The 19,716-nt window shown below is 33.7% G+C and carries 28 protein-coding genes and 1 tRNA gene; 22 read left to right on the top strand and 7 right to left on the bottom strand.

Annotated features, from left to right (window positions below; translation table 11 throughout):
• The first annotated feature begins 1 nt into the window (after position 1).
• From BA768_RS01180 to BA768_RS01140, 10 genes are all read left to right on the top strand, one after another.
• The gene (locus BA768_RS01180) at positions 2-592 is read left to right on the top strand and encodes an ERF family protein (protein WP_065719381.1); all 591 of its coding nucleotides are present in this window, start codon (positions 2-4) and stop codon (positions 590-592) included.
• A gap of 5 nt (positions 593-597) precedes the next feature.
• Positions 598-1,581 carry a PD-(D/E)XK nuclease-like domain-containing protein gene (locus BA768_RS01175; RefSeq protein ID WP_065719380.1) on the top strand — a complete coding sequence of 328 codons (984 nt, stop codon included), beginning with the start codon at positions 598-600 and terminating at the stop codon, positions 1,579-1,581.
• Positions 1,581-2,018 carry a hypothetical protein gene (locus BA768_RS01170; protein ID WP_065719379.1) on the top strand — a complete coding sequence of 146 codons (438 nt, stop codon included), beginning with the start codon at positions 1,581-1,583 and terminating at the stop codon, positions 2,016-2,018. Before BA768_RS01175 ends, BA768_RS01170 begins: the two co-directional genes overlap by 1 nt.
• Positions 2,015-2,182 carry a hypothetical protein gene (locus BA768_RS21200; RefSeq protein ID WP_165601764.1) on the top strand — a complete coding sequence of 56 codons (168 nt, stop codon included), beginning with the start codon at positions 2,015-2,017 and terminating at the stop codon, positions 2,180-2,182. Before BA768_RS01170 ends, BA768_RS21200 begins: the two co-directional genes overlap by 4 nt.
• Positions 2,182-2,481 (top strand): hypothetical protein, encoded by a 300-nt coding sequence (locus tag BA768_RS01165; RefSeq protein ID WP_065719378.1) that lies wholly within the window; start codon positions 2,182-2,184, stop codon positions 2,479-2,481. The genes BA768_RS21200 and BA768_RS01165 overlap by 1 nt, the downstream gene beginning before the upstream one ends.
• Entirely contained in the window at positions 2,481-3,077 is a 597-nt protein-coding gene (locus BA768_RS01160; RefSeq protein WP_065719377.1) for a hypothetical protein, read from the top strand. The genes BA768_RS01165 and BA768_RS01160 overlap by 1 nt, the downstream gene beginning before the upstream one ends.
• Before the next feature lie 297 nt (positions 3,078-3,374).
• Positions 3,375-3,629 (top strand): hypothetical protein, encoded by a 255-nt coding sequence (locus tag BA768_RS01150; RefSeq protein WP_065719375.1) that lies wholly within the window; start codon positions 3,375-3,377, stop codon positions 3,627-3,629.
• A 331-nt stretch (positions 3,630-3,960) separates the two neighbouring features.
• On the top strand, positions 3,961-4,125 hold the full coding sequence (locus BA768_RS21195) for a hypothetical protein (RefSeq protein ID WP_165601763.1): 165 nt from the start codon (positions 3,961-3,963) through the stop codon (positions 4,123-4,125).
• Positions 4,118-4,996, top strand: a complete 879-nt coding sequence (locus tag BA768_RS01145; protein ID WP_065719374.1) for a terminase large subunit domain-containing protein — start codon at positions 4,118-4,120, stop codon at positions 4,994-4,996. The genes BA768_RS21195 and BA768_RS01145 overlap by 8 nt, the downstream gene beginning before the upstream one ends.
• A 92-nt stretch (positions 4,997-5,088) precedes the next feature.
• A complete protein-coding gene (locus tag BA768_RS01140; protein ID WP_065719373.1) occupies positions 5,089-5,613 on the top strand; it encodes a LamG domain-containing protein in 525 nt (174 codons plus the stop codon).
• A 1-nt stretch (position 5,614) separates the two neighbouring features.
• On the opposite strand, the gene BA768_RS01135 is transcribed toward BA768_RS01140, so the two are convergent.
• Complete coding sequence (locus tag BA768_RS01135) at positions 5,615-5,881, bottom strand: hypothetical protein (protein WP_065719372.1); 267 nt, start codon at positions 5,879-5,881, stop codon at positions 5,615-5,617.
• Between the two features lie 39 nt (positions 5,882-5,920).
• Between BA768_RS01135 and BA768_RS01130 the strand changes: the two genes are divergently transcribed.
• The 4 genes from BA768_RS01130 to BA768_RS01115 are packed head-to-tail and all read left to right on the top strand — an operon-like array spanning position 5,921 to position 7,781.
• A complete protein-coding gene (locus tag BA768_RS01130) occupies positions 5,921-6,430 on the top strand; it encodes a phage holin family protein (RefSeq protein WP_065719371.1) in 510 nt (169 codons plus the stop codon).
• Complete coding sequence (locus BA768_RS01125; RefSeq protein ID WP_165601762.1) at positions 6,375-6,950, top strand: hypothetical protein; 576 nt, start codon at positions 6,375-6,377, stop codon at positions 6,948-6,950. Before BA768_RS01130 ends, BA768_RS01125 begins: the two co-directional genes overlap by 56 nt.
• Positions 6,947-7,546 (top strand): glycoside hydrolase family 19 protein, encoded by a 600-nt coding sequence (locus tag BA768_RS01120; protein ID WP_065719369.1) that lies wholly within the window; start codon positions 6,947-6,949, stop codon positions 7,544-7,546. Before BA768_RS01125 ends, BA768_RS01120 begins: the two co-directional genes overlap by 4 nt.
• A 4-nt stretch (positions 7,547-7,550) precedes the next feature.
• A complete protein-coding gene (locus BA768_RS01115) occupies positions 7,551-7,781 on the top strand; it encodes a hypothetical protein (protein WP_065719368.1) in 231 nt (76 codons plus the stop codon).
• 46 nt (positions 7,782-7,827) lie between these two features.
• Here the strand turns inward: BA768_RS01115 and BA768_RS01110 are convergent, their stop codons facing one another.
• On the bottom strand, positions 7,828-8,643 hold the full coding sequence (locus BA768_RS01110; RefSeq protein WP_065719367.1) for a toll/interleukin-1 receptor domain-containing protein: 816 nt from the start codon (positions 8,641-8,643) through the stop codon (positions 7,828-7,830).
• A gap of 240 nt (positions 8,644-8,883) precedes the next feature.
• Here BA768_RS01110 and BA768_RS01105 point away from each other — a divergent pair, with 240 nt between their 5' ends.
• Complete coding sequence (locus tag BA768_RS01105; RefSeq protein WP_065719366.1) at positions 8,884-9,159, top strand: hypothetical protein; 276 nt, start codon at positions 8,884-8,886, stop codon at positions 9,157-9,159.
• On the opposite strand, the gene BA768_RS01100 is transcribed toward BA768_RS01105, so the two are convergent.
• A complete protein-coding gene (locus tag BA768_RS01100) occupies positions 9,160-9,438 on the bottom strand; it encodes a hypothetical protein (protein ID WP_065719365.1) in 279 nt (92 codons plus the stop codon).
• A 12-nt stretch (positions 9,439-9,450) separates the two neighbouring features.
• Positions 9,451-9,669 carry a hypothetical protein gene (locus BA768_RS01095; RefSeq protein ID WP_065719364.1) on the bottom strand — a complete coding sequence of 73 codons (219 nt, stop codon included), beginning with the start codon at positions 9,667-9,669 and terminating at the stop codon, positions 9,451-9,453.
• A gap of 173 nt (positions 9,670-9,842) precedes the next feature.
• Here BA768_RS01095 and BA768_RS21190 point away from each other — a divergent pair, with 173 nt between their 5' ends.
• On the top strand, positions 9,843-11,009 hold the full coding sequence (locus BA768_RS21190) for a hypothetical protein (RefSeq protein ID WP_065719363.1): 1,167 nt from the start codon (positions 9,843-9,845) through the stop codon (positions 11,007-11,009).
• A 7-nt stretch (positions 11,010-11,016) separates the two neighbouring features.
• Positions 11,017-11,421 carry a hypothetical protein gene (locus BA768_RS01085; protein WP_065719362.1) on the top strand — a complete coding sequence of 135 codons (405 nt, stop codon included), beginning with the start codon at positions 11,017-11,019 and terminating at the stop codon, positions 11,419-11,421.
• A gap of 212 nt (positions 11,422-11,633) precedes the next feature.
• Here BA768_RS01085 and xerC read toward each other — a convergent pair whose 3' ends face one another.
• From xerC to mce, 3 genes are all read right to left on the bottom strand, one after another.
• Positions 11,634-12,869: a tyrosine recombinase XerC gene (xerC, locus tag BA768_RS01080; RefSeq protein ID WP_065719361.1), complete on the bottom strand. Its 1,236-nt coding sequence runs from the start codon at positions 12,867-12,869 to the stop codon at positions 11,634-11,636.
• A 109-nt stretch (positions 12,870-12,978) separates the two neighbouring features.
• A tRNA-Ile gene (locus BA768_RS01075) sits at positions 12,979-13,052 on the bottom strand.
• Positions 13,053-13,114: 62 nt separating this feature from the next.
• Positions 13,115-13,513: a methylmalonyl-CoA epimerase gene (mce, locus tag BA768_RS01070; protein WP_034673759.1), complete on the bottom strand. Its 399-nt coding sequence runs from the start codon at positions 13,511-13,513 to the stop codon at positions 13,115-13,117.
• 76 nt (positions 13,514-13,589) lie between these two features.
• On the opposite strand from mce, the gene rbfA reads away from it, so the two are divergent.
• The 5 genes from rbfA to BA768_RS01045 all read left to right on the top strand — a co-directional run bounded on the left by rbfA (position 13,590) and on the right by BA768_RS01045 (position 19,667).
• The gene (gene rbfA / locus BA768_RS01065; protein WP_034677031.1) at positions 13,590-13,949 is read left to right on the top strand and encodes a 30S ribosome-binding factor RbfA; all 360 of its coding nucleotides are present in this window, start codon (positions 13,590-13,592) and stop codon (positions 13,947-13,949) included.
• Between the two features lie 6 nt (positions 13,950-13,955).
• Positions 13,956-15,161, top strand: coding sequence for an ABC transporter permease (locus BA768_RS01060; RefSeq protein ID WP_065719360.1), 1,206 nt, complete (start codon positions 13,956-13,958; stop codon positions 15,159-15,161).
• Positions 15,162-15,210: 49 nt separating this feature from the next.
• On the top strand, positions 15,211-16,989 hold the full coding sequence (locus BA768_RS01055; protein ID WP_065719359.1) for an endonuclease: 1,779 nt from the start codon (positions 15,211-15,213) through the stop codon (positions 16,987-16,989).
• A gap of 62 nt (positions 16,990-17,051) precedes the next feature.
• Positions 17,052-17,789, top strand: a complete 738-nt coding sequence (locus BA768_RS01050; protein ID WP_065719358.1) for a shikimate dehydrogenase family protein — start codon at positions 17,052-17,054, stop codon at positions 17,787-17,789.
• A 75-nt stretch (positions 17,790-17,864) separates the two neighbouring features.
• Entirely contained in the window at positions 17,865-19,667 is a 1,803-nt protein-coding gene (locus BA768_RS01045; RefSeq protein ID WP_083206554.1) for a DUF349 domain-containing protein, read from the top strand.
• Positions 19,668-19,716: the final 49 nt, after the last annotated feature.

Here is a 19,716-nt window from a genome sequence, read left to right as displayed (position 1 = left end):
TATGAAAACCTTATACAAATCATTAGCATCCTTCCAACAAGAAGTACCTGTAATCCATAAAGACACACAGGGATATGGATACTCTTACGCAGACCTTCCAGCAATTTTTGAAATTATAAATCCTCTTCTAAGAAAACATAATTTAGGATTTACTCAGCCAATTAAAGGTAAAGAAATTCATACTACAATATTTCATACAGAAACCGGAGAATCCTTAGAGAGCACAATTGACATTCCGGAAGGTGTTCAGTTAAAGGGTATGAATGATTACCAAGTTTTAGGTTCAGCAATCACTTATTTAAGAAGATACGCTCTTTCGTCAATTCTTGGACTTGTAACAGACAAAGACACCGATGGAAATGGTGTTGAGAAAAAAGGCACTCAGCAAAATAAACCTCAACAAAATCCTCCACAGCAAAATCAAAAACCAGCGAAAACAGAGATCACCACCGAGAAACTAAAAAAAGATATTGATGCTTTTTCCAATGTAGATGAATTTGTTGATTTCAGAACGAAATATTCTTTAACAGCTGAACAAAAAACAATTGTTACCCAAAAATTCAATGAGTTATTTCCTAATCACCAAAAATAGAACACATGAGCTTATCAAAACAAAACATCGAACCTGATTTTTCAGCAATACCTCAGCAAGAATCTAATCCAAGATATGAATTGATTGGCAAGTTGATGAGACGAGAACTTAGACTCTCCTACTCTAAATTAAAGCATTTAGACAGTCCAATCAACTTTATTGATGCAATACTAAATCCGAAGCAAAAAAACACAGGAATGACTCTTGGAAGCATCGTTGACTGTCTACTCCTTACCGAAGATAAATTTCATCAGCAATTCACAATAGTTGCTAATGCACCTACAACAGACAAGCAGGTCGAATTTGTAAATCTTGTATTAGACAAAATGAAGATGGAAACATTTTCCGAAGATCTATTTACAGAAAAATTTACGGAAGCAATTTCAGAAGGATTTAGCAGAGTAAAAACGGAAGGTTTAGAAAAATACATAATTGCATTAATACAAGGAAAAGAAGTTATCTCACAAGATGATTACGAGAAAGCAAAAAAGATTGTAGACAACTTAAAAGATTCTGATGAAGTCTGCGACGAACTAATGTTGGTAGAAGATTTTCAGAAGAAACTTGAATTTAATTATAAAGGCTGGAACTTCATCTGTTTTCTTGATACCTACCATCAAAATGGATTTCATGATCTAAAATTTGCTTCAGATTGTTCTCCAGAAAAATTTGAAAGAGACATTGTAAAATTTGGGTATGACATTCAAATTGGAATTTATGCTATTGGTTTTGAAATTCTATACGGAAACTTCAATCCGGAAGTCAAGCATATTGTCTATGATGCGATCGGAAATTATGCAGTGTTAAACATCGACGCAGGTTATGTGAACTACTGTAAACGTAAAGTAGATTTCCTTATCGCTTGTCTTGAAAAAATGATTAAAGACAAGGCCTTTAATAAATCATACAATTTCTTCAGAAGCCAAAACACCATCTACAAACCAAAATGGGCGCCTGGTTTCGATTTAACCGCTGTAGATGTAGAATAATGAAAGCAATTGAAATCGAAACTGTAATACGAGAGGGAAAATTCAAACAGAATATTGATTTCATAAAACAAGCTGTTCAACAATTCGAAGGCAAAGAAATCACCCTCATCTTCAAGCGGAAATACAAGCAACGCTCGAAACAAGAGAACGCATTTTACTGGAGTGTATGGGTTCCCATTCTCCAGAGAGCAATCAAAGAAGCTTGGGGCGAATTGAAATCACCAAACGAAATTCATGAGATCATAAAGCTTAATTGCAACTATGAAGAAAAGATCAACGAAAACACCGGAGAGTTTATCAGAATTCCTAAAACTTCCACAAGGCTTAATACTTATGAGTGGGAGTTTGAATTTAAACAGAAAATCAGACAATTCGCTCAAGATTTCCTCAACGTAGATCTTCCAGAACCTAATGAACAGTTAAAAATTGAAATGTGAAAATAGGTGATGAAATGATTTTAAACAAAGACAATAAGTACAAAGCTGAAGTTTGGGGAAAGAAAGGAGACAAAGTAAAAATTATATCAATCAGCGGTATAGCTGTTATTTATGAAAACATAAAAGGGAATCGATTTCCCTGTAACATTAAAGACTTACAATAATGGAAAAACCAAGACATCAAATTTATTTGGAAGCTATTGAAAAATGGGGCATTAGAGCCCAATACGAAATGGCACAAGAAGAAGCTACAGAATTAGCACTAGCTGTGAGAAAACATATCAGAAATAATGATAGTGAGAGCTTCAAAAATCTCACAGAAGAAATTGCAGATATGAAGATCATGATTGAACAAATGGAAATGATAAATCCTACTTTGGGATTAGCTGTTGAAGAAGTTATGACAAAAAAAATCAAAAGACTTGAGAAGCGAGTAACTATTAATGATTTTGAAGCACAATAATGGAAAATGTAATTAATATCAACGCAGATAAGCTGGAAAAATTAGCTGATTTTGCAAACCAAGATGAGAAGCAAATTGAAATCAAAGCTGCTTCATTAAAAGATCACTTCCTAACCTACTCATACGAGTTGTTAGTAGGAGCAATGAAAGGTGATGAACTTTCCAGAAAAGGAGTTCACATCGTTCACGATGATATGCTCGAAGCATTTAAAATGCTCGATGTATTTCTTGCTCACGTCGACGGGCATTTTCATTGGTCAAATAATCAAACTCCACTTGCTGAACTTGAAGAACATGAATCTTTAGAAAACTATTTTGTCTCAGCATTTAAAATTACAGGATCTGACGAAAACAAATCCGTAATTCTTACCGGAGGTAAAACTGTCAGCTATGGTGCAATTGGATTCAGTACGCCTAAAATCAAGCTTGACAATAGTAATTATCTGTATGTAGAAGAATTGAATCATAGGCTAAGAATTGTAATTGAGCAAGTTGAAGCTTATATGAATGGAAAGACAGCTCCGCAGTATGAGCAGACTTCTTTGGAGTTCCCGGAGGATGATAATGAAGATGATTTTGAAAACGCAAAATTATAATGACAATTTATTATAGAGTGATAGAAGTATGGTGCAAATATCCTTTTCAAGATACAATAGATTACAGGTACGTAGAATTCTCTTACACCAAAAAGAAATTTAAATCTATCGATTTGAAAATGGATTCCAATACATCGATTAAAGAAAAAGAAGAATTCTTGAAAGATAGACTTGGTTTAAAAAAAGTTACAGTAATAAAAATTAAATAATGTCAATAAGCATAGATCACATTTAATACATACTGAACATGCAATTGGTCATGTACATTTTACACTGCAAACTAATAAAGTTAAATTTTTGGTCACAGATGCATTAAAAACACACTTTCCTGATTTTACTAAGGAAAATGGAAATATACCTACAACTTTAGCTTTTGCAGCTAAATGGCTAATTGATAAATCTCTTAAATGCATTACTGAAGTGCTTTTTGAAATGAGAGAAGATATGATTAGAAACAAAAAAGTGACTGTGCCGTTATTTTTCACATTAGGTGAAAATAACTCAATAAAAGAACCATCTGTTTTTTACTGGGGAGACAGGCAAAATATCTAAATGATCTGATAGAAGTAGTGGCTAAAAGCGGTTAATAAGCTAACCCCTTCTCCTTCTTAGTGAACTATCTTCTCCGCGGATTGTTGGTATAAGCGTCAACAGCATCTCTCACTTCAACTACATCAGTAGAGATACCAATTACACCTTTCTCTCTAAATTTTTGCGCCATCTGATTTATATCTATTTGTTCGTTGTGGGTTATATCGAAATAATGTAATTCATTATTACCTCCGAAGTATTCAAGAACAATACGATCACCACTACCGATTCAAAAAACAAAAAGAAAACTATCAATGGGATTATCGATGGCGGTGAATCTTCCATTAATGAATTGGTTGCTGTTACAATTATTAAAAATGCTTTAAACGGAGACAATAAATCAATCAATACACTTCTTGAACGTACTGAAGGTAAAGTTGCTCAAAATGTAAATCTTGGAGGTCAGGAAGAATTAAATCCTGTTGCATTCACTATTTTGAAAAAGAAAGATGGATAATGAATTCGGATTACTTGAACATCAGGCAGAATTTATTGAAAGTGATTATATTCATACTGGTATCGTTGGTGGTTTTCGTTCTGGAAAATCAGAAGGAGGAGTTATCAAAACAGCATTAAAGAAATTAGCTTATCCAGGTATTGATGTAGCTTATTATTTACCTACGTACGGACTTGTCAAAGACATTGCATATCCAAAGTTCGAAAAATTTCTTACAAAACTTGGTGTAAAATATTCACTCAACAAAACGGACCACGAGTTCCTGACAGGTTACGGAAAGATTATTATGCGCTCAATGGATAATCCAGATACGATCATCGGTTATGAAGTTGGATATTCGTTGATTGATGAAGCTGACGTTCTTCCACAAAAACACATGGAAGACGTTTTGACAAAAGTTGTCGCTCGTTTATCTATTCCCCTACCCGATGGTAAACCTAATAGTCTTGACTTTGTTTCTACACCGGAAGGTTTTAAATTCCTCTATGATTTCTTTGTTAAGAAACCTCATCCAAATAAAAAACTCATTAAGGCCAGAACCGAAAACAATCCATTCATTTCCGAAAGCTACATTTCGACCATTGAAGCTCTCTACACCCCGGAACAGCTCCTCGCTTATCTGAATGGTGAGTTTGTTAATCTTACTACCGGGAACGTTTATACGAAATACGACAGGATTAAAAACCGAACAAACCGCAAAATTCAGCCTGGTGATGTACTGCATGTTGGAATGGACTTCAATATTACGAAGATGAATGCTGTGATTCATGTTGAAGATTCCGAACATAAATATGCAGTAGATGAAATCTGCAACGCTATCGTAATGGTACTTTTTACCAAAAAGGATTTCGAAACGGTCAGCAGATTTTAGGTGATGGATCTACACCGCCGGTTGATCCATCGCTTTTACTTGATATTCCTTTCGATACTGATTTTCAAAATAAAGTTTCAGGAGGTGTACAAATGGTAGTTGCTGGCGGTTCGCCTACATTTTCCAATGGAGCAGCAATTTTTAATGGTGCACAATCGATTAAGACGGCAACACCGTTAAGTATAGCCACTGATAAGGTAACCATATCTTTTAGAATAAAAAGTACGCAAACCGCCACAGGAATAATCGTTGAGCAGTCAAGCGATAGTTACGTAAATGGTGGTTTTATGGTTGTGAACGGTAGTAATTTCGATATTTTCGACAGCGAAAGTCAACAAAACAACGAAAAATATATAAGCTTAGATTTATCATCTTTTACATACTGTGCTATAACTATTGACAGAAGTATATCCGAATCCATAAAACTCTATGTAAATGGTGTAAAAGTGACATTGGTAGATTATAGTAGTGCGGATTTAAACGGTAATTTTTTAGATGAAATTATATTCATTGGCCAACGTAACGGCAGCACATTACCTTTCGTAGGCGAACTGAAAAACTTTAAGCTCTATAACCGTGTATTATCCCAACAGGAAATTCAAAACTTAATGGTTTGATCTACCAAGCACGATCAATTGTTTCCGACATTGAGTCATACTCATGCTGATCATAAATAGCTCTAAGTGAATTTTTAAATTTCACTTTTAATTGTAAACGCTTTTTAGAATCTGAGGTTTTAGAAATTGAATTTTCAAGATTAGATAAATGAGAAATATCAAGATTATACTTTTTAGCATCCTCTAAATATATTTTTATTTCTGAATCAAGATTAGATTCAGAGTAAGGATTGAAAAAGTTTAGAAAAGATTTTAAAGAGAATTTCATGGGTTTGGTATTTCTTGTAAAAATATAAAAAATTAATATATGATATTAGAATTTTTAAAAGAAGATTACAGTGCTATCACGATGAAATTAATCGTCGTAGGTATTCTTTGGTGCGCTGTACTTCTTGCCATGATAATTGATTTCTATTTTGGAATCAGGAAAGCACGGCAGATCGGAGAAGTAAGAAGTTCTGAAGGTTATAAGAGATCAGTTTCAAAATTTAATCAGTATTTCGGAATGCTTCTTTATGCTTTCATCTTTGATGCAATCGTCCCGATATCCTACTTTTTTGAATTTCCAATTTCAGCAATTCCGGTTGTATCATTACTGGCAACTGTAGCACTTGTTTTCACAGAAGCTAAATCTGTTCATGAAAAAGCCGATGAAAAACAACGTAGAAAAGTTAATGCATCCTTAGTTTCCGTATTAGAATTATTAGAAAAAAAGGATGATATGCTTAAAGATTTATTGTCTAATTACAAAAAAGAACAAGATGAGAATAATAGCTCTGATAATAATGGTAATCCTCTTAATGGGATGCAAGAGTAAGAAAGTTTTAAAAACATCCATTTCAGAAACTGAGAAAACAAAAATTCTTTCTGAAAAAATTGAGAATAATAATATTGAAAAAGAGATCCAAAAACAGGAAACAAAAAAGGCTGAAGTTTCTGAGCAAAAAAAAGAAACAGCAACCGATATTGAAGTTAAAGGCAAGGCTCAAGATGGTAAACCACTTGAAATCTACAACATTGAAAACGGCGATACTTTACAAACTATTAAAGTTTCCGGGAATGCAGATGTTCACGTTCGAGCGAAAGCCTCAAAATCGGATCAGGTAAAAAAAGAAAACACTTCAGAATCATTACTTGATCAATTTAAAGAATTCTCTGATAAACTTGTGAAAGAAAATAATGTTCAGCAACGAGTGCGAGAAGCAAAAGAGAAATCAAAACAATCGGTGACAAGAACCGGAACTTTTTGGAGTTTTGGACTCATAGGAGGATTGGGAGCATTCGCTCTACTACTTATAGTAATATTTATATACTTTAAAAATTACAGAAAAAAATGACAGCTTTAGAATTATCAAAAAAATACAAAACTATGCTCGATAAGCATAGAATCAATACACCACTCAGACTTGCACATTTCTTCACTCAATTAGATCACGAATCGAATCTTATTGCAAAAAGAGAAAGTTTGTACTACACCTCAATAGCAAATGCGAGAAGATCATTTAAAACTCCTTTTCGTGGAAAAACGGATGCGTTTGTAAATTCTTATTTAAAAAACTCTGTTAAGATGGCAAATTATGTTTATGCTAATCGGATGGGCAATGGAAATGAAGCAAGTGGTGATGGATTTAAAAATCGTGGCGGTGGCTTTATGCAACATACAGGAGCGGAAGAAATGAAAATTTTAAAGGCTAGAACCGGAATCGATTTTGTGTCAAATCCTGATTTGCTTAAAGAAGAGCCTAATGCCATGATTGCAGCTATTGATTACTGGAATCGTAGAGGGTTAAGTAACTTGGCAGATGTTGACGACTTAGACGGAATCAGTGACCTTATAAACATTGGAAAACATACTGAAGCTTATGGCGATGCTAACGGCTTTAAAGATCGTGTCCTAAAACTTAAAAAATATAAAGAAATTTTTAAACAATAAAAAAATGAAAACAGTTAAAGCAAAATTCAAGTGTGAAGCAGTTACAAACTTTGAAACTGCAAAAGAAGTTAAATTAAGTGCCGTATATGGTACATCTGAAGAAAACAAAGACTTCTCAAAATATACCCCTTCAGGGCATTTATCAATTAGAATTGATAATGAAACGGAAGCATCAACTTATTTTGAACCCGGAAGTGAATATTATTTAGAATTTTCAAAAGTGGAAATTAAATAATGTGAAGTATATAGAAAAATTCCCACATAAATATGTGGGGATTTTTCTATAATTTATTTAAATGTTTATCTGTCGTATAATAAGCTTTTCTATCTCCTTTGGGAAAATCCACAACAACGACAACTTTGTCTCCAAGTGTTTGTATCTCACTTACTACTCCTTCTCCATAACCACTGTATATAACACTATCACCAACCTTGTAGTTATACAACATCTTACTTTCATATTTGCCAATCCTCCTGAGTATATCATCAGTAATATCACCAGCAGTTTTTGAATTATTTTCAATCGGAACCTTATTACTCTGTTTTCTAATTAGATCTAATAGTTCTTCTAAAATATCACGATCGCTTCTTTGTGGTTTGATATAATCACCTTTTCTTTTTTTCAGAATTTCTTGAACTTTTCCTTCAAAAATGGGAAAAAAATAATCAAAGGATTCTCTTAAAAGATTTTCTTCAATTTTCATATCTCCCATTGAAGAATTGATCGACTGTGCTAGTTTGTAAAAATCATTACTATTAAAATCGGTCATTTGGAATCGTGATAATGGTCCAGTTACATCAGATTTCTTTAAATCGAATAGGATTGAACAAACCTTACTTTTATCTAATCTATTTGATAGAGCACCTGCCTCAAACATAATCCAGGGTTTTTCTGTATTGTCAGGTGTTAGACATATAAGTCCTACAAGACATTCTTGTAATTTTTGATTGATTTCACTTTCCCATCTGGTTCCTTTTTCAATATCTGATGGTGTGTAATATGGTTTTGCTGATTGAAGTATTCTTGGTATGAAATTTTTCAATTCGCTTGCGATTTTCATACTGGTCTCTCCAGACCAACTAATAAATATATTCATGGTTTTGATTTTTCCACGAATATAGAAATATTTTTATATATTTGAAATGCCAGGTTTTTAAACCTAGAATTCTTTAACAACATTCTTACTAGTGGAATGTTGTTTTTTTTGGTATATAAGTTGATATAAAATTTTTACTCAAATATAAATTACATTATTTCGTAGACCTTCCAAACATCAATCCGGAAGGTCTTTTTTATTACGTCATGTTTTGACGCTTTATAATTGTATTTTTGCATTATGGAAAAGTATCAAAATTGGACATTGAATATAAAACACTTAACAGAATTTCTAATGTCTTATGTTTCAGCAATGGAGAAAGGAGACAAGGTTGAAATGGACAGACCGGTACAGGAAATTGAAGCGATTTTTGATCAATTATATAGTACTACTTCGGAGGAAAACAAAAAAGAAGAAATTATAAATCTTATTTTGTTAGGCATTCATGAAAAGACTTTAACACATCATGAGGTTGCCACATACACTAGAGAGTTGGTTATTTACGGCTTCAGATAATTAATTTTCATCTTTTCCATAAATAGAATGAAATAATTCCGCTCTCTTACAGATTAAATGGGTAAAATATGACTTCTGCTGTGTTTTAGGATCTGTAAAAATTTCGCTTTCCATTTTAATATTAAGAATCCAAGTATCCCACTTTTTCATTTTAGCATAAAAAGGACTAAATAAGCATTTTACTTCGAAATGCTGCTTTTTTTCATCGCCCTCAAACTCCACAATAATTGTTTTGTCAGCGGGTTTTACATCTTCCCGAATAATAGCTTTAAGTTTCATTTGGCTCCTATCTTATTTCGGTAAAGTAATTAATCTGGAATTGGCACCTTGATAGATTTTAATTTTCTTCTCGGCCTCCATACGCAGCAAAAAAGCAATGGTTTCTTCAATACTCATGTTTAAAATATGATCGAAATCTCTGAAAAAATTTCCGTTATGTCCACCAGTTCTTTTATATTTTTCCCTGACAATTTCAAGAACTCTCTCCTCCAATTCTTCAATATTTTCCATTTTGCAAATATATGCTTAATGAATTTTTAAATTAATATCGAGAGTTAAATATAAAAAAGCAATGGGTTTATTTTCGGATTTTTTTCAAGCAATTTAAAAAAATATTAAATTTTTTTATCCTACATACATATTTAAATATTTACTTTATCTTTAAAACATTAAACTTTTATACAATGAAACAAAAAATTAGGCGCCTGAAAGATATTCTCTTTCTTTCTTTTCTTTTTTCTCTTACTCTATCAAGCTGTAGGCAAGATGAAATAAATCAAACTGAAGCTGAAAAAAATAGTACTACCTCAAGCTTTGGTATTTTCGAATCAAAAAACAACAAAAATGCTAAAAATGCTTCAACAACATCAGATGCATATGCTTTTAGGTTGTTGTATTTTACATATTATATAGATCATCCTGAAGAAGCTGTAGATTTTAAAGACCTTACACTTCCTTACATTGATTTTAGTTATTCTTCTCAGGTATTTTATGATGAAGACGGCACAAGGAAAACACTTTTTCCAATAATTGTAGACAATCAAGTAAGAAATGTAGTAGTTGCGTCTGTTACTAATGAAAACGATATGGTTTCATGGTACATTCCTGAATACGATAAAGATGTTGAGACTGCTATATTAAGTTTTTCAGACAGAAGAGGGACTAGTGAAAATCCTCATGAAATCGAGGAAGTCATTATAAATGTACCTCCGAAAAAAAACCACTATTTAGCACCATTCGAACCAACAATACCTGGTATGCCACTTCCTCCTATTGGTGGCTGTACAACATATAATAACTGCGGAGGCGGAGGAGGAGGCGGAGGAGGAATCTCAACACCCCCTGTTAGTACATCACAACCACCACCACCACCTAAGACTCCAGTAGATATTAAAAAGTTTCTGAGCTGTCTTAATATTAATCAACCTGCAAACTTAAAAGTTTATGCTCAGACAATGGCAAGTTCACCTCCGGGGCATGCTTTCATATCAATTACTCAAGGTAGTAATGTTATGGTTTTTGGATTTTATCCTCAATCTGGGTTTCCTTCAAATATTAATGGTCCAAGTACTTTTGCGGACGATAGTGGACATGCTTACACTCACTCATGGAATATAGGAACAATCTCACCTACACAATTACAGCTAATAATTGCACAAGCACACCTTTATTCTACATACAATTATGATTTAGGGTTTAGTAATTGTGCCGATTTCGCTCTTAGTGCAATAAGTCTTGCTGGAGTAAATACAAATAATAATGGAATTGACACTCCAGATACTGTTTCCAGTCTCATTGGAGGTTTACCACAGCCAGGAACAGCTCCTACATCTAACAGAACATGTAACTAATGTATCTATGAAAACTTTGAAGACTATTTCTCTTATTTCTTTCCTTTTCATCTGCGGTCTGCAAGAAGTGGGATATCCAATTTTTATCTACTTATTCCTTTTAATGGCCAACTTTTTTTTAAATTTTAATTATGCAGATATGGATTTTTGGATTGGAGGATTATTAGCCTTTTCATTACCAGGAACTTTAATAATTTATTTTTTTCTCAAAAATAAGAGAGATAGATTTCTATTAATATTTTGTTTTATTGCCTTAGTAACAGTTGCATTGTTTTTAACAGGGGCTAATAATTATGCCAATTATGAAAGAATGTCATTTTGGTTTGTAGCTCCATCTACGATTTTTATAATTTCTTCAATTATATTAATTATTAATAATTTCAAGAAAAAACCATTGCAGAAAAAAAATTAATTTTATAAAACTAAAATAAATAAAAATAGGCTTCTCAACAGAAGCCTATTTTTATTTATGGTTTCACTTTCTTTTTCGTGTATTAATTTCTGAAAAAATTTCGCCTAAATCCTATTAATTCTTTTAATATAGTAGTAGTTTTTACGTCTAATATATAGGTGAATGATCATAGAGTTTTTGAAAATCAGAACCCGGACTCCCATTCGGGTTTTTTATACAACTCTTAAAGTTTTTAGATCTTCGTTCTTTCTGCTCTTCCTTCCGGTTGCATATATTCCAGTTGTTTCCGGAGTTTTATGATTAGCCATTCTCTGAGCAGCTCCAGCAATCGGAATAATCGGTACTTGAACCTGTTCCTCAACTTTGTCCAGAAACAAATGTTTAAGGCTATAAAAATCTTCGGTCACAATAATTACATTGCCTTCATCATCTTTAATTTCCTTAGACTTCTTCACATATTTACTCCACCGTCTTGTTATTTGCTTCGGATTGATCGAATTTATTCCTGGACAAAGTTTATTTGAAAATAAAAAATCATCCTCAGTTTTACATAGTTGAAGAATTTCTCTCCAATAATGTACTGCATCAGGAATAATAATTTTTTTCTCCCAGACGTATTGCTTACCTTTTTTTATTAGTACCTGGTATTCCTGATTCTCTAAGTCCACATGCTTTTTTTGAACTCGAAAAAGTTCTGCAGTACGTCCGCCGGAATAAAAGAAGATCTTTCCATATCTGAAAAAATTGTAATGCTTATCCCTCAGGTAATAAAAAACATGCTTTAATTTTTCATCAGTAATAACCTTTCGAATATTTTTCACAATAACCTTTCGTGAAATATCCCGCACAGGATTGTATTCACAACAACCAAATTCAATCAATTCCGAGAATAATCCCATCAAATAAGATCTTGATTTATTATAAACAGAATCGGTCAGGTTTTGTGATTCAAGAATATTTTTAATGTGCCAGGTTCTTACCTCATTGATTAGTAAATTTTCAAATCCTAGTTTATCTTTGATTTTCTTTACATGCTTTACGCACCGATCAACCTCATACGCATGACTTTTAGAATAGCCTGATTTTAATTTTTCTAATGATTCTTCGAGAGCTTCAACAAATGGCATATAAGGATGTAAGATCCCTGCTCTATTTGTCATGTACGATTTTGTTATTGGATTGAATTTCTTTTCATCCAACATCTTTTCCATTTCTTCCTTGAAGATTTTTGCAGTGAGCTTTAGTTCTGGGAGATCGTTTCCGGAAAACTTTTTTCGGTATTGAAAACCTTTAGGATATTTATCTATATATGCCGGATCGTGAAAACGGCATTCGATAAACCAATTTTTTTCAAACTTGGATTTTGTAAAAGTGTGATAATTTTTTGGGGAAATAAAAACTTCGGTTCTTGAACAACCGTTGACTAAATTGATAAGTAATTTTCTCATGATGGTAGATTTAATGTTGACTGTCATGTTGACTTTCAAACATTTTCTACCTTTGTTGAAGCTTTTTAAAAATCTCGGAAACCTAATGTGGGAAAGGCTTCCGAGATAGTGGTCCCACCTGGGCTCGAACCAGGGACCACCTGATTATGAGTCAGGTGCTCTAACCAACTGAGCTATAGGACCTCAAAATTTGGTTAAATTTTGTGTTTGCAAAAATAGTAAAATTTATTTCTCTGCAAAATTTTTTATTTCTTTTCTTGACAAAGTTCTACAAGCACTCCATTGGTTGATTTGGGGTGAAGGAATACAACTAATTTATTATCAGCACCTTCTTTGGGTTCTTCAGAAATAAACTGAAACCCTTCTTTTTTTAATCTTTTTATTTCTTCCAGTATATTTTCAACGCCAAAAGCCAAATGATGAATGCCTTCTCCTTTTTTATCGATAAATTTTGAGATCGGGCTCTCTTCCTTACTTGCCTCCAAAAGTTCAATCTTACTTTCACCAGCCGCATAAAAAGAGGTTACCACACCCTCTCTTTCTACAGTTTCGTTTTTATAAGATTCTTTTCCTAAAAGTTTTGTAAAAAGATCATCAGAAACCCCTAAAGATTTTACAGCAATACCGATATGTTCTAATTTCATAAATTTTAATAATATTTTTTTTAAAACTCAATTACAAATGAGCAATTCAAACAAAAATAGTAAATTTGCAGAACTTATGGAAAGTAACAGACAAAGAAAAGTAGCACAGATTATACAGGAAGATTTCGCAGAACTTTTCCGCAAACAGGCATCCGAAAGTAAGCAGAGTATTCTTGTTTCGGTTTCAGATGTAAAAGTAACTCCAGATCTTGGGATTGCCAAAATATATTTGAGCATTTTCCCACAGGAACATCGCTCTTCAATCATGAAAGAAATTGAAGAAAACAAGGCTCAATACAGAAACTTCATTGGTCAGAAAATGGCAAAACAGGTTCGTATCATACCGCAACTGAGCTTTTATCTCGATACGACTTTAGATGATGTTGAAAGAATCGAAAAAGAACTGAGAGGCGAAGGAGAAAACCCTGTTTTATAAAAAAAATTGAAAAACATTGCATTTTATATCGCATCACGCTACCTTTTATCTAAAAAAGGAAGCACTGCCGTTACATTTATAACATGGCTTGCCGCAGTAGCAATGAGCGTGGCCGTAGCTGCAATGTTCGTTATTATTTCAGTTTTTTCGGGATTGGAAGATTTTAATAAAACCCTGATCTCAAATTTACATGCAGATCTTACCATTAAAAGCACTTCCGGAAAAACTATTAAAGATTTTAATAAGGTAAAAGCAATATTAAAACAAAACAAAGACATTTCACATTTTTCCAGGCTTATTGAGGAGAAAGTATATCTTAATTATAATGGGAAAGGTGACATTGCCTATCTCCGTGGAGTTGACTCCGCTTATATAAAAGTAAATCCGATAAATAAAACGATTTTTTTCGGACGCTATCCTTCTTTTGAATATTCCAATGAAGTGATTATGGAACATTCTCTTTTGAATAGATTAGGCGTTCCCATAGAATCTGACCGTGATTTTGCGACTATCTTTATGCCGAAACCCGGAACGGGAATTATCAACAGGGAGGAAGACATTTATAATAAGAAAGAAATAATCGTTACCGGAATATTTCCCGGAAATGAGCAGCTCAATAATTATATTATTGCTCCGGTAGAACTTACAGAAGAATTATTAAATCTTCCTAAAAACTCAGCTTATCAGGTTGTAATTCAGCTAAAAAATCCTGACAATACAGATAATGTAAAGCAAACACTTCTAAAAAGTTTAGGCAAAAACGTTGAAATTAAAACAAAAGAAGAAGAAAATGCAGCCTTCTGGAAGATGATCAATACAGAGAAGCTTTTCATTTACCTCATTTTTGCACTGGTAATTTTCATTACTACCTTTAATCTTGCTGGAGCCATTATTATTTTACAGCTAGATAAAAAAGAGCAGGCAAAATCTCTTATTTCATTAGGCTTCCCATTGAGCCACTTAAGAATAACCTATTTCTACACCGGTATTCTTATCGTTTTACTTGGGATTGTTTCTGGTTTACTGTTAGGTACGGCATTATGCTTCTTCCAGCAATACACAGAATTATTCAAGGCTGTGGAAGATTTGCCTTTCCCTGTAAAAATTGTTGGGAAAAATTATTTTATCGTTGCAGCAATCGCTTCGGTCTTTGGTATAAGCATTTCCTGGTTTTTTTCGAAAATCAGCAAAGATTACATTACTAAAAATTAATACTTTATATTTTTAATTATTCGTAAATTTGGCGTCCAATTTAGAAAAAATGAGACGAATTTTACATTCATTTTTGCTAACACTGATCACGATCAGTGCTTTAGCTCAAGCTCCGGCTGGTTATTACAGTACCGCAACAGGTACAGGCGCCACACTTAAAACACAGCTAACAAACATTATTACAACAGGACATAATCCTGGTTCTTATTCCGGTTTGTGGACAGCATATCAAAATACCGACAGAGATTATTATTATGAAAATGATGGAACTGTGTTAGATATTTATTCTGAAGATCCAACAACAGCAGACCCTTACAATTTCTCTTATCCTGGAGGACAATGCAGTGGTACAAATGGGCCTGAAGGTTACTGTTATAACAGAGAACACATAGTTCCCCAAAGCTTATTCAACAGCGCACTTCCAATGTATTCGGACGTACACTTCATTCGCGCAACCGATGCAAAAGTTAACGGCGAAAGAGGAAATTTTCCATTTGGAAAAGTAGGAACATCTGTTGATTTTACATCCTTGAACGGATCAAAGAAAGGAACCTCGATCTCTCCTGGATATTCAGGAACAGTTTTCGAACCTATTGATGAATTCAAAGGAGATGTAGCAAGAATGATTTTTTACTTCGTCACAAGATACGAAACCCAACTATCTAGTTTTAATAATGGAAATATGTTAGGAAACTCTCCTTACCCGGGTTTACAAACATGGGAGCTTAACCAGCTTATTGCATGGCACAATTTAGATCCTGTTTCACCGGCAGAGATCGGAAGAAACAATGCATCTTATGCTTATCAGGGAAACAGAAACCCTTATATTGACAACCCCAATTATGTAAATTTAGTTTGGGGAAATCAGACTCCCGACAATCAGCCACCTACAGCTCCAACGAATCTGATTGCAAACAATCCTACGTCAAGCACAGTGGCACTAAGCTGGACTGCTTCTACAGACAACATTGGCGTTACAGGATACGATGTTTATGCTAACGGAGTTTTAAAAACTACCGTTTCAGGAACTTCTACAACAGTTCAGGGATTAAACCCCTCTACTGCTTATAATTTCCATGTCATTGCAAAAGATGCTGCAGGAAATTTATCTCCTCAAAGTAACACAGCTACAGAAACTACACTTGCAGGAACCGGCGGTGGCGGAACTTGTGGAACAGAAGATTTCTCAAACATCCCGGCATCTGCTTCAAGCTATGCAACAAGAACATGGACAAACAATAATATTACCTGGACAGCAACAGATGCCAGAACAGACCAAACATTAAACGGAAAAGCAATAACGCTAAGAAACGGAACATTAAGCAGCAGTACAATTTCAGGCGGAATTTCAAGTTTGACCGTGAAAACACAAGTTAAATTCGGTGATCCTTCAACTGCAAACGTATTGGTAAATGATGTAGTGGTAGGAACAATTGCTTACAACACAATAGCAACTACAACTACAATAAACTTAATTAATATTCCTGGAGATGTTGTCATAAAAATAACCAACACTTCTACGAGCGGAGACAGATTTGCGATCGATGATTTAAGCTGGACTTGTGCAACATCATTATCAACTGTTGAAAATGCTAAAGACAGAGGATTTAGCGTTTATCCGAACCCGGTGAAAAACCACGAATTATTTGTAAAAGGTGAAAACCTGAACAAAGTTTCAAAAGCTGAAATCTATGATCTTTCGGGAAAACTGATTAAAAACATTACAAATCCGTTCAAAAATTCAAACAAAATTAATCTTCACGGGTTGGTAAAAGGAGTTTACATCCTAAAAACAGACAACAATTCTACAAAATTCATTGTAGATTAAGACCATAAATATTTTCAATACTAAAGACCGGTTTTTATCGGTCTTTTTTTTATTTTTGAGGTATGGATTCCAACAGCAAATTAGGCCTTATCGGTAAAAACATCTCCTACTCTTTTTCAAAAAAATATTTTGAAGACAAATTCAATAAAAAAAAACTGACTGACTTTTCATATGAAATTTTTGATCTTCAGGAAATCAATGAGGTTGAAAATGTTTTTTCAGAACCCGATGTTTTAGGCTTTAATGTAACGATTCCTTACAAAGAAAAAATCATTGACTATCTGGATGAACTGAGTGATGAAGCACAAAAAATCGGAGCAGTAAACTGTGTTTTGATCGAAAACGGAAAGAAAACAGGCTACAATACCGACGCTTTTGGTTTTGAAAAAACTTTAATTGCCCACAAAAAGCCGCATCACGAGTCTGCACTGGTTCTAGGCAACGGCGGTGCAGCAAAAGCAGTTCAGTATATTTTAGATAAAAACAATATTCCTTATCAAACCATTTCAAGAAAATCTGAGCTGAATTTTGAAAATTTAGATCAAAAAACGGTTTCAGAAAACAAACTGATTATTCAATGTACCCCGGTAGGAACTTTTCCGAATATTGAAGATTGCTTAAAATTTCCTTTTGAAGCACTTACCAATCAACATCTGGTCATCGATCTGATCTACAATCCGGAATGCAGCAAATTTATTTTAAATTCATCCCGAAACGGAGCAAAAACTGTGAATGGTTATTATATGTTGGAACAACAGGCAGAAAAAGCCTGGGAAATTTGGTCGTTTAAAAAAAAATAACATAAATTAGTAACTTAATTGGCTTATATTAGCTCGTTTAAGAAATTTAACGCCATTATTCATAAAAGATTTGCTATGACAACAGAAAATAATCTTTCTGAAAACGAAGAAAACAAACCTTCAGCAGAACATCAAGAAACAGTAGTAGAAAGCATTGGGAACAATGAAGAAAATCATCACGATGAAGATCATGATGCTCCTCAGCATGACTCTATTGATCATCTTTCGCTTGCAGATGCCCTGAAGGAAATGGAGAAAATCATTAATTCTAATAATGCAGGAGAAAGGTTCCGAGAATTCAATGCATTGAAGGAAAAAGCAAATCATATAATCCACGATGAAGTGGAAGATAAAAAGCATGAATACGTTGATGCAGGAAATGCTCCTGAAAATTTCAGCTACGAACATCCTTCGCAATCAAAACTTTCAGGACTGATTCATATTTTCAGAGAAAAGCATGATAATTTCCAGAAAAATCAGGAAGAAGAGCAGAAAAAAAATCTTGAGCAGCGCCAAAGTATTATTGAAAGACTTAAAAATCTTTACACCAATTCTGAGCCCGGAGTTAATCTTTTCAAATCGATCAGAGAAATCAAGGAAGAATGGTCTAATGCAGGTCAGGTTGCAAAATCTGAATTTAAAATTTTAAATAATAATTATTTCCACCATCTGAATCAGTTTTATCAGATGCTGGATATGAATAAAGAATTTCTGGAGCAGGAATACAGTCACAACTTAGAAAAAAGACAGCACATTATTGCAAGAGCAAAAGAGCTGGAAAATGAGCCGGTTGTACAGAAAGCCTTAAACGAACTTCAATATCTGCACAAACTGTGGAAAGAAGAAGCTGAACCTGTTGCAGAAGAATTCCGTGAAAAAACATGGGAAGAATTTAAAGAAATTTCCAACAAAATTCACGAAAGAAAAACCGAACTTTCGGCAGCAATCGAAACAGAACAGAACGAAAATCTTGAGAAGAAAAACGAAATTATCGCTGAAATCAAGAAACTTTCTGAGCCAAAAGACAATCCGAATCATAATTACTGGCAAAATTCTATCAAAAGAGTTGAGGAACTGCGTACAGAGTTTTTGAAGACCGGAAGTGTTCCGAGAAAATTATCCAACAACAACTGGAATGATTTCAAAACGATCCTAAGAGGATTCAATACCACAAAAAATAATTACTACAAATCTCTGAAAGGTTCTCAACAGCAGAATCTTGAAGAGAAAATGAAGCTGATTCAGACTGCAAAAGACAATATGCATTCTGAAGACTGGGATATTGCCGTTGCTCTATTCAAAAAACTTCAGGAAGACTGGAAAAAAATCGGTCATGTTCCGAAAAGTATGACGAATAAAATCTGGGACGAATTCCGTGATGCGTGCAATACTTTCTTCAACAATTACAGAGAGAAAAGCAGTGCTTCTACCGACAACTGGAAAGAAAACTACAAGCTTAAAAAGGATATTCTTGAAGAATTAAAAGCCATCACAGATGAAGATGGAAGCATCGAAAAAATTGAAGCATTAAAAACTTCATGGAACAACATCGGAAAAGTTCCGAGAGATAAAATGACGATCAACTCTGAGTTTAACCGAACTTTAAGAGAAAAACTAAAGCTTAACAAAATCAACGAGCTTGAGCTGAAAGAAGAAGGCTTATCTGAAAACCAGCTGACCGATAAGGCAAGAAAGATCAAGAGCCAGATTTCAGATCTTGAAGCAGAAATTGTGAAGCTTGAAAACAATCTTTCATTCTTTAAAAATCCTTCAAGAGAAAATCCTCTTCTTATGGAAACTTATAATACGATTGATGACAAAAGAGCTCACCTTGAGACTTTAAAACAAAATCTTCACAGTATTATTTCAGGAGATTAAATAACAATTAAAGTAAATATAGAGCGAAGCAAAGAAATTTGTATTCGCT

Source organism: Chryseobacterium sp. CBo1, from assembly GCF_001693475.1.
In the GTDB taxonomy this organism is placed as follows: Bacteria; Bacteroidota; Bacteroidia; order Flavobacteriales; family Weeksellaceae; genus Chryseobacterium; species Chryseobacterium formosense.
This window is presented reverse-complemented; position numbering and strand designations above follow the sequence as displayed.

Bases quoted from the DNA above. Each gene is read 5' to 3' on its own strand.
- BA768_RS21190 (WP_065719363.1), top strand. From the start codon at position 9,843: ATGAAACAAAAAATTAGGCGCCTGAAAGATATTCTCTTTCTTTCTTTT.
- mce (WP_034673759.1), bottom strand. From the start codon at position 13,513: ATGAAATTAGAACATATCGGTATTGCTGTAAAATCTTTAGGGGTTTCT.
- BA768_RS01125 (WP_165601762.1), top strand. From the start codon at position 6,375: ATGAGAATAATAGCTCTGATAATAATGGTAATCCTCTTAATGGGATGC.
- xerC (WP_065719361.1), bottom strand. From the start codon at position 12,869: ATGAGAAAATTACTTATCAATTTAGTCAACGGTTGTTCAAGAACCGAA.
- BA768_RS01055 (WP_065719359.1), top strand. From the start codon at position 15,211: ATGAGACGAATTTTACATTCATTTTTGCTAACACTGATCACGATCAGT.
- BA768_RS01145 (WP_065719374.1), top strand. From the start codon at position 4,118: ATGGATAATGAATTCGGATTACTTGAACATCAGGCAGAATTTATTGAA.
- BA768_RS01100 (WP_065719365.1), bottom strand. From the start codon at position 9,438: ATGAAACTTAAAGCTATTATTCGGGAAGATGTAAAACCCGCTGACAAA.
- rbfA (WP_034677031.1), top strand. From the start codon at position 13,590: ATGGAAAGTAACAGACAAAGAAAAGTAGCACAGATTATACAGGAAGAT.
- BA768_RS01180 (WP_065719381.1), top strand. From the start codon at position 2: ATGAAAACCTTATACAAATCATTAGCATCCTTCCAACAAGAAGTACCT.
- BA768_RS01120 (WP_065719369.1), top strand. From the start codon at position 6,947: ATGACAGCTTTAGAATTATCAAAAAAATACAAAACTATGCTCGATAAG.
- BA768_RS01105 (WP_065719366.1), top strand. From the start codon at position 8,884: ATGGAAAAGTATCAAAATTGGACATTGAATATAAAACACTTAACAGAA.
- BA768_RS01050 (WP_065719358.1), top strand. From the start codon at position 17,052: ATGGATTCCAACAGCAAATTAGGCCTTATCGGTAAAAACATCTCCTAC.
- BA768_RS01170 (WP_065719379.1), top strand. From the start codon at position 1,581: ATGAAAGCAATTGAAATCGAAACTGTAATACGAGAGGGAAAATTCAAA.
- BA768_RS01135 (WP_065719372.1), bottom strand. From the start codon at position 5,881: ATGAAATTCTCTTTAAAATCTTTTCTAAACTTTTTCAATCCTTACTCT.
- BA768_RS01085 (WP_065719362.1), top strand. From the start codon at position 11,017: ATGAAAACTTTGAAGACTATTTCTCTTATTTCTTTCCTTTTCATCTGC.
- BA768_RS01045 (WP_083206554.1), top strand. From the start codon at position 17,865: ATGACAACAGAAAATAATCTTTCTGAAAACGAAGAAAACAAACCTTCA.
- BA768_RS01175 (WP_065719380.1), top strand. From the start codon at position 598: ATGAGCTTATCAAAACAAAACATCGAACCTGATTTTTCAGCAATACCT.
- BA768_RS01130 (WP_065719371.1), top strand. From the start codon at position 5,921: ATGATATTAGAATTTTTAAAAGAAGATTACAGTGCTATCACGATGAAA.
- BA768_RS01095 (WP_065719364.1), bottom strand. From the start codon at position 9,669: ATGGAAAATATTGAAGAATTGGAGGAGAGAGTTCTTGAAATTGTCAGG.
- BA768_RS01160 (WP_065719377.1), top strand. From the start codon at position 2,481: ATGGAAAATGTAATTAATATCAACGCAGATAAGCTGGAAAAATTAGCT.
- BA768_RS01165 (WP_065719378.1), top strand. From the start codon at position 2,182: ATGGAAAAACCAAGACATCAAATTTATTTGGAAGCTATTGAAAAATGG.
- BA768_RS01115 (WP_065719368.1), top strand. From the start codon at position 7,551: ATGAAAACAGTTAAAGCAAAATTCAAGTGTGAAGCAGTTACAAACTTT.
- BA768_RS01110 (WP_065719367.1), bottom strand. From the start codon at position 8,643: ATGAATATATTTATTAGTTGGTCTGGAGAGACCAGTATGAAAATCGCA.
- BA768_RS01140 (WP_065719373.1), top strand. From the start codon at position 5,089: ATGGTAGTTGCTGGCGGTTCGCCTACATTTTCCAATGGAGCAGCAATT.